The sequence below is a fragment of the Pseudomonas sp. HMWF021 genome (assembly GCF_003061005.1).
Classification (GTDB): Bacteria; Pseudomonadota; Gammaproteobacteria; order Pseudomonadales; family Pseudomonadaceae; genus Aquipseudomonas.
This window is the reverse complement of the sequence record NZ_QAIK01000198.1, coordinates 1-10,816: the sequence shown is the minus strand read 5'-3', so window position 1 is coordinate 10,816 and position 10,816 is coordinate 1. Positions and strand designations below refer to the sequence as shown.

Below are 10,816 nucleotides of genomic sequence, written 5' to 3'. Positions count from 1 at the left end.
CTGATAGCCCGACCCGGTGCCGATTTCCAGCACCTTGTCCAGCGGTCCCGCTTCCAGCAGCAGCTCGCTCATGCGCGCCACCATATAAGGCTGGGAAATAGTCTGGTTGTGGCCGATCGGCAGCGCGGTATCTTCGTAAGCGCGATGCGCCAGTGCCTCGTCGACGAACAAGTGACGCGGCGTGCGCCGGATCACTTCCAGTACCTTGGCGTTGGACAGGCCTTCCTCATATAGCCGCTGGATCAGACGTTCACGCGTGCGCTGGGACGTCATGCCGATGCCACTGCGCATTCTGTCTTCGTGTTCACGAGCCATCAGCGTAATCCCTCCAGCCAGCCGTCGAGACTTCTGAAGGCATCGTTGAAGGTGCGATCGAGCTGCAACGGCGTGATCGACACATAACCCTGCATCACCGCATGAAAGTCTGTGCCCGGGCCGCCATCTTCGGCATCGCCGGCCGCGGCAATCCAGTAACCGGCCTTGCCACGCGGGTCGACCACTTTCATAGGCGCCGCAGCCCGGGCGCGGTGGCCCAGACGGGTCAGCTGAATGCCGCGAATATGGTCGATCGGCAGATTGGGAATGTTCACGTTCAGCACCGTGCGCGGCGGCAGGTCCAGCCCGGCGTGGGCCTCGACCAGTTTGCGCGCGAAATGCGCCGCTGTCGCCAGGTTGTCCACCTGGCGCGAGACCAGCGAAAACGCGAACGAGGGGCGCCCCAGGAAACGTCCTTCAAGAGCCGCCGCCACCGTGCCGGAATACAGCACGTCATCACCCAGATTGGCGCCGAGGTTGATCCCCGAAACCACCATGTCCGGCTGGCGCTCCAACAAGCCGTTGATGCCCAGGTGCACGCAGTCAGTCGGTGTGCCGTTGAGGCTGATGAAACCGTTCGCCAGATATTGCGGATGCAACGGACGGTCGAGCGTCAGCGCACTGCTGACGCCGCTCTTGTCCTGTTCCGGGGCGATAACCACGCATTCGGTGTAATCCGCCAGCGCAGCATAAAGCGCGGCGAGACCGGGTGCGGTTACCCCATCGTCGTTAGAAATCAGAATACGCATGGGCTGTCCGTCTGCCCCACCGGCACCAGATCAACGAGTTCGCGCACCAATACGGTGGCGAAGCATCCGGCCGGGAGGACGAATTCCAGTTGCAGAATGTCAGGCTGGGGATAATGCCACGTCAACCCGCCAATGGGCAGCCGCAGGATGCGACGTTCGTGGCTCATTCCGGCATTGATCAGCCAATTGCGCAGATCCGCTTCACGTTCGGCAATCCCCTGCTCCAGATCATGGACAGCGCCGGCCGCCGGTGAGTCACCTTCGCCCCACTGCGGACCGGTCGGGTGCAGGTCGAGAATCGCCAGGCGTGGGTCGCTGCATTCGGCAACACCCGCCGGGAAAAAACTGCGGCTGTCGGTGAATGCCAGCAGATCGCCCACCTGCGCCTGCTGCCAGGTGCCATCGGCCACCCGGGCGGCCAGTACCTGGTTGAACAGAAAACTGCGCGCCGTCGACAGCAGACGCGAACGCACATTGCGCTGCTCGGGCAATGCCTTGCGCGCAGCCCAGGCACGCGCATCAACGACGTTGCCGCCGTTATGGCCGAAACGCTGGGCGCCAAAATAGTTGGGAATGCCTTGTCTGGCGATCAGTTGCAGACGCTGTTCGATCGCGTCCTTGTCTCCGGCAAACTGGGTCAGGCGCAAAGTGAAGCCGTTGGCCGAATGCGCGCCGCGTTGCAGCTTGCGCTTGTGGCGCGTGGTCTTGAGGATCTTCAGCGTGTCGTTTTCCGCCGCCGACAGATCCGGGTCGGCCTTGCCCGGCAACTGCACGCTGAACCACTGACGGGTCAGCGCCTGACGATCCTTGAGCCCGGCATAACTGACAGTGCGCAACGATACGCCAGCGGCCTTGGCAATGCGCCGAGCCGCTTCTTCGGTGTTCAGGCCACGTTTTTCCACCCAGATCCACAGGTGTTCGCCATCGCCGCTGAAGGGGATGTCGAGCACTTCATCGACCTGAAAATCTTCAGCGATGGCTTTCAGTACCGCGGTGCCGAGGGGTTCGCCATAGGCGCGTGGGCCGAGCAGTTGCAGTTCGTTCATGCGCGGAGCAACAAGGCAACGGAATGCACGGCGATGCCTTCTTCGCGACCGACGAAGCCGAGCTTTTCGGTGGTGGTAGCTTTCACGTTCACTTGATCCAGTTCAACTTGCAGATCGGCGGCGATCAAAGCACGCATCGATTCGATGTGCGGGGCCATTTTCGGCGCCTGGGCGACGATGGTGTTGTCGACGTTACCGACTTTCCAGCCCTTGGCATGGATCAGCGCGACCACATGCCGCAGCAGCACGCGGCTGTCGGCGCCCTTGAATTGCGGGTCGGTGTCCGGAAAGTGCTTGCCGATATCGCCCAGCGCCGCAGCACCGAGCAAGGCATCGCTCAAGGCGTGCAGCAGGACGTCACCGTCGGAATGAGCGAGCAGCCCGAAGCTGTGTGCGATGCGCACGCCGCCCAGAGTAATGAAATCGCCTTCAGCGAAACGGTGAACATCGTAGCCGTGGCCAATACGCATAAAAAAACGCCCCGATTTTTGTCAGGGCGTGATTCTACCTGCATTAGGCCCGAAGGGCGCGTGCGTGATGCTGCAAGTGGTCGTCAATGAAGCTTGAGATGAAGAAATAGCTGTGGTCGTAGCCCGGTTGCAGGCGCAAGGTCAGCGGATGGCCCGCTTGTTTTGCCGCTTGTTGCAGGGCCTGGGGCTTGAGCTGATTTTCGAGGAAATCGTCACGATCGCCCTGATCGACCAGCAACGGCAGTTTCTCGTCGGCCTCTGCTATCAGTGCGCAGGCATCCCATTCTTTCCACTTGGAACGGTCTTCGCCCAGGTAACGGGAGAACGCCTTCTGCCCCCACGGGCAATCCATTGGATTGTTGATCGGTGAAAACGCTGACACCGACTGGTAACGCCCCGGATTGCGCAGCGCACAAACCAGTGCACCGTGGCCGCCCATGGAATGGCCGCTGATGCTGCGTTTATCCGACGCCGGGAAATGCGCTTCAACCAGTGAAGGCAATTCCTGCACGACGTAGTCATGCATCCGATAGTGCCGCGACCACGGTTCCTGCGTGGCATTCAAATAGAACCCGGCACCGAGACCAAAATCCCAGGCGCCATCCGGATCACCCGGCACATCCGGACCGCGCGGACTGGTGTCCGGCGCAACGATGATCAAACCAAGTTCGGCCGCCATGCGCATCGCCCCGGCCTTCTGCATGAAGTTCTCGTCCGTGCAGGTCAGGCCGGACAGCCAGTACAACACCGGCAACTTGCCGCCCTGCTCCGCTTGCGGCGGCAGGTACACGGCAAACACCATGTCACAGCCGAGCACGTCGGAACGGTGGCGATAGCGCTTGTGCCAACCGCCGAAACTTTTCTGACAGGAGATGTTTTCCAGACTCATGTAAAGACTCCTACGCGGCCACGGCGACAACCCCTCAAGGTCTGTCGCCGCGACGTCGCGATTGATCAGAAATGAATGACGGTACGGATGCTCTTGCCTTCATGCATCAGGTCGAAGGCCTTGTTGATATCTTCCAGACCCATGGTGTGGGTGATGAAGGTATCCAGCGGGATCTCGCCGCTCTGCGCCATGTCGACGTAGCTTGGCAGCTCGGTACGGCCACGCACGCCGCCGAACGCAGAACCGCGCCAGACACGCCCGGTCACCAACTGGAACGGACGGGTGGCGATTTCCTGGCCGGCACCGGCCACGCCAATGATCACCGATTCGCCCCAACCCTTGTGGCAGCATTCCAGCGCGGCGCGCATCAGTTGCACGTTGCCGATGCATTCGAAGGAGAAGTCGACACCGCCGTCAGTCATGTCGACGATCACTTCCTGGATCGGACGATCGAAGTCTTTCGGGTTCACGCAATCGGTGGCGCCCAGTTGTTTGGCGATCTCGAACTTGGCCGGGTTGATGTCGATGGCGATGATTCGCGAAGCCTTGGCTTTCACTGCACCGATGACTGCCGACAGACCGATGCCACCCAGACCGAAGATCGCCACGGTGTCACCGGGTTTGACCTTGGCGGTGTTGATCACTGCACCGATCCCGGTGGTCACGCCGCATCCGAGCAGGCAGACCTTTTCCAGCGGCGCATCCTTGGCGATTTTCGCCACGGAGATTTCCGGGAGCACGGTGTACTCGGAGAAGGTCGACGTGCCCATGTAGTGGAAAATCGTCTCGCCCTTGTAGGAAAAGCGCGAAGTGCCGTCCGGCATCAGACCCTTGCCCTGAGTGGCGCGAATCGCCTGACACAGGTTGGTCTTGCCCGACTTGCAGAATTTGCACTGGCCGCATTCCGGGGTGTACAGCGGAATCACGTGGTCGCCAACGGCAACCGAGGTCACGCCTTCGCCGATGGCCTCTACGATAGCGCCACCCTCGTGGCCGAGGATCGACGGAAAGATACCTTCCGGATCCGCGCCGGACAAAGTGTAGGCGTCAGTGTGGCAAACCCCGGAAGCCACCACGCGCAGCAACACTTCACCGGCCTTGGGCATGGCCACATCGACTTCTACGATTTCCAGCGGCTTCTTGGCCTCGAAGGCAACGGCGGCGCGCGACTTGATCATGCTGAGTCTCCAGTGAATCCATTGAATAAAAAAGCAGACCGGCAGTGTAGTACAGCGTGATCTGGTGAATAATCCGGACAAAAGCAAAACATTATTGCCACACAGGGATAATCCCGATGTCCGAGAATCGCTGGGAAGGCATCGACGAGTTCGTAGCCGTCGCCGAATGCAGCCAGTTCACCGCCGCAGCAGAACGCCTTGGGGTTTCTTCCTCACACATCAGTCGACAAATCGTACGGCTTGAAGAGCGTTTACAGACACGCCTGCTCTATCGCAGTACCCGCCGCGTTACGCTCACCGAAGCCGGACAAACCTTTCTGCAGCATTGCCAACGCCTGCAGGACGGCCGAGAAGAAGCGCTGCGCGCGGTCGGTGATCTGACCAGCGAGCCGAAAGGCATGCTGCGCATGACTTGCGCTGTGGCGTATGGCGAACGGTTCATCGTGCCGCTGGTGACGCGGTTCATGGGGCTTTATCCGCAACTGCGCATTGATATCGAGCTGAGCAACCGTCAGCTCGATCTGGTGCATGAAGGGCTGGATCTGGCGATTCGTCTGGGTCGGCTTCAGGATTCGCGATTGGTCGCTACCCGCCTGGCGCCGCGTCGGATGTATCTGTGCGCGTCTCCTTCCTACATTGAACGGTACGGCCGCCCACACAGTTTGTCGGAACTGAGCCGGCACAATTGCCTGATCGGCAGTTCGGATCTGTGGCAACTGGAACAGAACGGGCGGGAATTTTCCCAGCGCGTGCAGGGAAACTGGCGCTGCAACAGCGGGCAAGCGGTGCTGGATGCGGCACTGCAAGGGGTCGGGCTGTGTCAGTTGCCGGACTATTACGTGCTGGAGCATTTGCACAGCGGTGCGCTGATTTCATTGCTGGAGGCGCATCAGCCGCCGAATACGGCGGTGTGGGCGTTGTATCCGCAGCAACGGCATCTGTCGCCGAAGGTGCGCAAGCTGGTGGATTTCTTGAAGGAAGGGTTGACCGAGCGACCGGAGTATCGGAGCTGAAAAGCAAAAGATCGCAGCCTTCGGCAGCTCCTACAGGGAAAACACGAACTCCCTGTAGGAGCTGCCGCAGGCTGCGATCTTTTGATCTTTAGCGGCGATTAGCCCAACGCTGGCGCAACCACTCCAGGTCTTCCGGCCGGGTCACTTTAAGGTTATCCGCACGACCTTCGATCAAACGCGGCGCCAGACCGGCCCACTCCATCGCCGAGGCTTCATCGGTAATCAGCGCATCCGCCACCAGACTGTCCGCCAACGCCCGATGCAAGGCACCGAGGCGGAACATCTGCGGCGTATAGGCTTGCCAGATCACACTGCGATCCACGGTTTCGAGCACACGACCGTGCTTGTCGACCCGCTTCAGGGTATCGCGCGCCGGCACGGCCAGCAGACCACCGACGGCATCCTCCGCTAGTTCGGCCAGCAACTTGTCGAGATCATCGCGGCTCAGATTGGGCCGGGCCGCATCGTGCACCAACACCCAGTCCTCATCATCAGCACCTTGCGCATGTAAATGCAGCAAAGCATTGAGCACCGACCCGGAACGCTCCGCGCCGCCCTCGACGCGCTGAATCCGCGAGTCGCTGGCGCAGGCCAGGTTCGGCCAGTAAGGATCATCAATAGCAAGACTGACCACCAGCCCTTTGAGGCGTGGGTGATCAAGGAAACAGCCGAGGCTGTGTTCGAGAATTGTGCGCCCGCCCAGTTGCAGGTATTGCTTGGGACGGTCCGCGGCCATTCGGGCACCGACGCCCGCGGCAGGAATCACGGCCCAGAAGGCCGGCAGGGAATCGATCATTGCGCGAGCTGGTAAAGGGTTTCACCGTCCTTGACCATGCCCAGCTCGTGGCGAGCCCGCTCTTCAACGGTCTCCATGCCTTTTTTCAACTCGCTGACTTCAGCGTCCATCACCCGATTGCGCTCCAGCAGGCCTTCGTTCTCGGCGTGCTGATCAGCAATCTGCTGCTTCAGCTCGGCGACCTGCGCCAGACTGCCATTGCCCACCCACAGGCGGTACTGCAGACCGGCCAGCAGCAAGAGCAAAACGAGAAACAACCAGTAAGGACTGCGCATCGAATATCAGGTATCCAGTGAAAAAAGACAGCCACGCGAAAACTTTGAAACGTCTGATAGCACGAAGCCTGGAAGATCCAGGCTTGTGCATATAAGGCATCAGATTAGTGGCAAATCCATCGCTGTCACGACTTTTCCGACACAATCCGGTGTCTTTCTATCATTTACTGCTCAGCCGCGAAACTCGCTGCGACCGTTGTACTTGGCCTTGCCATTCAACTGCTCTTCGATACGCAGCAGTTGGTTGTACTTGGAAACGCGGTCGGAACGGCACAGCGAACCGGTCTTGATCTGGCCAGCCGAGGTGCCCACGGCCAAGTCGGCAATGGTCGAATCTTCGGTTTCGCCCGAACGGTGCGAGATCACCGCGGTGTAACCGGCAGCCTTGGCCATCTGGATGGCTTCCAGGGTTTCGGTCAGGGTGCCGATCTGGTTGAACTTGATCAAGATCGAGTTGGCGATCTTTTTATCGATGCCTTCTTTCAGGATCTTGGTGTTGGTCACGAACAGGTCGTCGCCAACCAGTTGGGTCTTCTCGCCGATCTTGTCGGTGAGGATCTTCCAGCCGGCCCAGTCGGATTCGTCCAGACCGTCTTCGATCGAGATGATCGGATAACGTTCGGTCAGGCCTTTCAGATAATCGGCGAAACCTTCAGCGGTGAACACCTGGCCTTCGCCGGACAGGTTGTACTTGCCGTCTTCGAAGAACTCGCTGGCTGCGCAGTCCAGCGCCAGGGTCACGTCGGTGCCCAGCTTGTAACCGGCGTTGGCCACGGCTTCCGAGATCACTTTCAGTGCGTCTTCGTTGGACGCCAGGTTCGGTGCGAAACCGCCTTCGTCGCCAACGGCGGTGCTCAGGCCACGGGCCTTCAGCACAGCTTTGAGGTGATGGAAAATCTCGGTGCCCATGCGCAGACCTTCCGAGAACGTCTTGGCGCCAACCGGCTGCACCATGAATTCCTGGATGTCGACGTTGTTATCGGCGTGCTCGCCACCGTTGATGATGTTCATCATCGGCACCGGCATCGAGTAAACACCCGGAGTGCCGTTCAGGTTGGCGATGTGGGCGTACAGCGGCAGATCCTGATCCTGTGCAGCCGCCTTGGCCGCAGCCAGGGACACGGCGAGGATGGCGTTGGCGCCCAGGGTCGCCTTGTTTTCAGTACCGTCGAGCTTGATCATCGCGTGGTCGAGGGCTTTCTGGTCGCTTGGGTCGGTGCCCAGCAGCAGATCGCGGATCGGACCGTTGATGTTGGCTACCGCCTTGAGCACACCTTTGCCCAGGTAACGGCTCTTGTCGCCATCACGCAGCTCGAGCGCTTCACGCGAGCCAGTGGATGCACCGGACGGCGCGCAGGCGCTGCCGATGATGCCGTTGTCGAGAAGCACGTCCGCTTCCACGGTGGGATTGCCACGGGAGTCGAGAACTTCACGACCTTTGATGTCGACGATTTTTGCCATTGTTGTAAACACTCCAAAGTTGACGAAAACGACGCAGCTAGAGGAAATCTTTTTACCGTCGGCAAGTGGTGTGCAGCGGGCAGCTTGCAGACGACAACGCACATGCCCGAGGGCATGTGCGACAAATCGTGCGGTACTTTACCGGAGAATTGAGGTTTACGCGGTTTCTACCGTCGGAAAACTCTTCACCAGTTCGTCCAGGGCTTTGAGCTGGGCCAGGAATGGCTCCAGTTTGTCCAGACGCAGGGCGCAAGGGCCGTCGCATTTGGCGTTGTCCGGATCCGGGTGTGCTTCGAGGAACAAACCGGCCAGCGCCTGGCTCATGCCGGCCTTGGCCAGATCCAGAACCTGCGCACGGCGACCGCCGGCGGAGTCGGCACGACCGCCAGGCATTTGCAGCGCGTGGGTCACGTCGAAGAATACCGGGTACTCGAACTGCTTCATGATGCCGAAGCCGAGCATGTCGACCACGAGGTTGTTGTAGCCGAAGCTCGAACCACGCTCGCAGAGGATCAGTTGATCGTTACCCGCTTCCACGCACTTGTTCAGGATGTGTTTCATTTCCTGAGGTGCGAGGAACTGGGCTTTCTTGATGTTGATCACAGCGTTGGTCTTGGCCATCGCGACGACCAGATCGGTCTGGCGCGACAGGAAGGCCGGCAGCTGGATGATGTCGCAGACTTCAGCGACGACCGCGGCCTGATCAGGCTCGTGGACGTCGGTGATGATCGGCACACCGAAAGCTTGCTTGATGTCCTGGAAGATGCGCATGCCTTCTTCCAGGCCAGGGCCGCGATACGAGGTCACAGAAGACCGGTTGGCCTTGTCGAAGCTGGCCTTGAACACGTAAGGAATGCCGAGTTTTTCGGTGACCTTCACGTACTCTTCGCAAACCTGCATGGCCATGTCACGGCTTTCCAGCACGTTCATGCCGCCGAACAGCACCATGGGTTTATCGTTGGCAATCTCGATGTCGCCGACGCGGATGATCTTCTGTGCCATCGGGTTACGCCTTCTTCTGGTGTTGAGCCAACGCAGCCTTCACGAAACCGCTGAACAGCGGGTGACCGTCACGTGGCGTCGAGGTGAACTCCGGGTGGAACTGGCATGCGACGAACCATGGATGATCCGGTGCTTCAACCACTTCAACCAGCGCGGCGTCAGCGGAGCGACCGGAAATCTTCAGGCCGGCTTCGATGATCTGTGGCAGCAGGTTGTTGTTCACTTCGTAGCGGTGACGGTGACGTTCAACGATCACGTCCTTGCCGTAGCAGTCGTGCACCTTGGAGCCGGCTTCAAGCAGGCATTCCTGAGCGCCCAGACGCATGGTGCCGCCCAGATCGGACGCTTCGGTACGCACTTCAACCGCGCCAGTGGCGTCTTCCCACTCGGTGATCAGACCCACGACCGGATGGCCGCTCGCGCGATCGAACTCGGTGGAGTTGGCGTCTTTCCAGCCCAGCACGTTACGGGCGAACTCGATGACCGCCACTTGCATGCCCAGGCAGATGCCCAGGTACGGAACCTTGTTTTCACGAGCGTACTGAACGGCCGTGATCTTGCCTTCCACGCCGCGCAGACCGAAGCCGCCCGGTACGAGGATTGCGTCGACACCTTCGAGCAGCGCAGTGCCCTGGTTCTCGATGTCTTCGGAATCGATGTAGCGCAGGTTGACCTTGGTACGGTTGGTAATGCCGGCGTGACTCATCGCTTCGATCAGCGACTTGTAGGCGTCCAGCAGTTCCATGTACTTGCCGACCATCGCGATGGTCACTTCGTGTTCTGGATTGAGCTTGGCATCGACGACCTTTTCCCACTCGGACAGGTCGGCGCCATTGCATTGCAGGCCGAAACGCTCGACGACGAAATCGTCCAGACCCTGCGCGTGCAGCACGGCCGGAATCTTGTAGATGGTGTCGACGTCTTCCAGGGAGATCACCGCACGCTCTTCAACGTTGGTGAACAGCGCGATCTTGCGACGCGACGACACATCCACCGGATGGTCGGAGCGGCAGATCAGCACGTCTGGCTGCAGGCCGATCGAACGCAGCTCTTTTACCGAGTGCTGGGTTGGCTTGGTTTTGGTCTCGCCAGCGGTGGCGATGTACGGAACCAGGGTCAGGTGCATCAGCATCGCGCGCTTGGAACCGACTTCCACACGCAGTTGACGGATGGCTTCGAGGAACGGTTGCGATTCGATGTCGCCAACGGTACCGCCGATTTCCACCAGGGCCACGTCGGCATCGCCGGCACCCTTGATGATGCGACGCTTGATTTCGTCGGTAATGTGCGGAATCACCTGGATGGTTGCACCCAGGTAGTCACCACGGCGCTCTTTGCGCAGCACGTGCTCGTAGACACGGCCGGTGGTGAAGTTGTTGTTCTGGGTCATGGTCGTGCGGATGAACCGCTCGTAGTGGCCCAGGTCCAGGTCGGTCTCGGCGCCGTCGTGGGTGACGAACACTTCACCGTGCTGGAACGGGCTCATCGTGCCCGGGTCGACGTTGATGTACGGATCCAGCTTAAGCATGGTGACCTTAAGCCCCCGCGCCTCCAGGATGGCCGCCAATGAAGCCGAGGCAATGCCTTTCCCCAATGAAGAAACAACACCGCCCGTGACGAAT

General features: G+C 60.0%; 11 protein-coding genes and 1 pseudogene. 1 reads left to right on the top strand and 11 read right to left on the bottom strand.

Annotated elements, in window-relative coordinates:
• From pcm to DBR18_RS28020, 6 genes and pseudogenes are all read right to left on the bottom strand, one after another.
• Positions 1-273: pseudogene (gene pcm, locus DBR18_RS28045) on the bottom strand (protein-L-isoaspartate O-methyltransferase); the annotation flags it as partial.
• A 41-nt stretch (positions 274-314) separates the two neighbouring features.
• Complete coding sequence (surE, locus tag DBR18_RS28040; RefSeq protein ID WP_108592776.1) at positions 315-1,064, bottom strand: 5'/3'-nucleotidase SurE; 750 nt, start codon at positions 1,062-1,064, stop codon at positions 315-317.
• Positions 1,052-2,110 carry a tRNA pseudouridine(13) synthase TruD gene (gene truD / locus DBR18_RS28035; protein ID WP_108592775.1) on the bottom strand — a complete coding sequence of 353 codons (1,059 nt, stop codon included), beginning with the start codon at positions 2,108-2,110 and terminating at the stop codon, positions 1,052-1,054. Before truD ends, surE begins: the two co-directional genes overlap by 13 nt.
• Positions 2,107-2,580 carry a 2-C-methyl-D-erythritol 2,4-cyclodiphosphate synthase gene (gene ispF / locus DBR18_RS28030; RefSeq protein WP_038979164.1) on the bottom strand — a complete coding sequence of 158 codons (474 nt, stop codon included), beginning with the start codon at positions 2,578-2,580 and terminating at the stop codon, positions 2,107-2,109. The genes truD and ispF overlap by 4 nt, the downstream gene beginning before the upstream one ends.
• Positions 2,581-2,623: 43 nt before the next feature.
• Positions 2,624-3,469, bottom strand: coding sequence for an S-formylglutathione hydrolase (gene fghA / locus DBR18_RS28025; RefSeq protein ID WP_108592774.1), 846 nt, complete (start codon positions 3,467-3,469; stop codon positions 2,624-2,626).
• 65 nt (positions 3,470-3,534) lie between these two features.
• Positions 3,535-4,647: an S-(hydroxymethyl)glutathione dehydrogenase/class III alcohol dehydrogenase gene (locus DBR18_RS28020; protein WP_007964296.1), complete on the bottom strand. Its 1,113-nt coding sequence runs from the start codon at positions 4,645-4,647 to the stop codon at positions 3,535-3,537.
• 116 nt (positions 4,648-4,763) lie between these two features.
• On the opposite strand from DBR18_RS28020, the gene DBR18_RS28015 reads away from it, so the two are divergent.
• The gene (locus tag DBR18_RS28015; RefSeq protein WP_108592773.1) at positions 4,764-5,660 is read left to right on the top strand and encodes a LysR substrate-binding domain-containing protein; all 897 of its coding nucleotides are present in this window, start codon (positions 4,764-4,766) and stop codon (positions 5,658-5,660) included.
• An 88-nt stretch (positions 5,661-5,748) separates the two neighbouring features.
• Here DBR18_RS28015 and ispD read toward each other — a convergent pair whose 3' ends face one another.
• The 5 genes from ispD to DBR18_RS27990 form a co-directional block, all read right to left on the bottom strand.
• The gene (gene ispD / locus DBR18_RS28010) at positions 5,749-6,456 is read right to left on the bottom strand and encodes a 2-C-methyl-D-erythritol 4-phosphate cytidylyltransferase (protein WP_108592772.1); all 708 of its coding nucleotides are present in this window, start codon (positions 6,454-6,456) and stop codon (positions 5,749-5,751) included.
• Entirely contained in the window at positions 6,453-6,731 is a 279-nt protein-coding gene (gene ftsB / locus DBR18_RS28005) for a cell division protein FtsB (protein WP_007964293.1), read from the bottom strand. The genes ispD and ftsB overlap by 4 nt, the downstream gene beginning before the upstream one ends.
• A gap of 171 nt (positions 6,732-6,902) precedes the next feature.
• Positions 6,903-8,192: a phosphopyruvate hydratase gene (eno, locus tag DBR18_RS28000; protein WP_007964291.1), complete on the bottom strand. Its 1,290-nt coding sequence runs from the start codon at positions 8,190-8,192 to the stop codon at positions 6,903-6,905.
• 156 nt (positions 8,193-8,348) lie between these two features.
• Positions 8,349-9,194, bottom strand: coding sequence for a 3-deoxy-8-phosphooctulonate synthase (gene kdsA, locus DBR18_RS27995; RefSeq protein ID WP_007964290.1), 846 nt, complete (start codon positions 9,192-9,194; stop codon positions 8,349-8,351).
• Positions 9,195-9,198: 4 nt separating this feature from the next.
• Positions 9,199-10,816: CTP synthase (locus tag DBR18_RS27990; protein WP_256589034.1), on the bottom strand; the 1,618-nt coding region annotated here is incomplete at its 5' end.

Coding starts and splice junctions, on each gene's coding strand:
- surE (WP_108592776.1), bottom strand. CDS start 1,064: ATGCGTATTCTGATTTCTAACGACGATGGGGTAACCGCACCCGGTCTC.
- truD (WP_108592775.1), bottom strand. CDS start 2,110: ATGAACGAACTGCAACTGCTCGGCCCACGCGCCTATGGCGAACCCCTC.
- ispF (WP_038979164.1), bottom strand. CDS start 2,580: ATGCGTATTGGCCACGGCTACGATGTTCACCGTTTCGCTGAAGGCGAT.
- fghA (WP_108592774.1), bottom strand. CDS start 3,469: ATGAGTCTGGAAAACATCTCCTGTCAGAAAAGTTTCGGCGGTTGGCAC.
- DBR18_RS28020 (WP_007964296.1), bottom strand. CDS start 4,647: ATGATCAAGTCGCGCGCCGCCGTTGCCTTCGAGGCCAAGAAGCCGCTG.
- DBR18_RS28015 (WP_108592773.1), top strand. CDS start 4,764: ATGTCCGAGAATCGCTGGGAAGGCATCGACGAGTTCGTAGCCGTCGCC.
- ispD (WP_108592772.1), bottom strand. CDS start 6,456: ATGATCGATTCCCTGCCGGCCTTCTGGGCCGTGATTCCTGCCGCGGGC.
- ftsB (WP_007964293.1), bottom strand. CDS start 6,731: ATGCGCAGTCCTTACTGGTTGTTTCTCGTTTTGCTCTTGCTGCTGGCC.
- eno (WP_007964291.1), bottom strand. CDS start 8,192: ATGGCAAAAATCGTCGACATCAAAGGTCGTGAAGTTCTCGACTCCCGT.
- kdsA (WP_007964290.1), bottom strand. CDS start 9,194: ATGGCACAGAAGATCATCCGCGTCGGCGACATCGAGATTGCCAACGAT.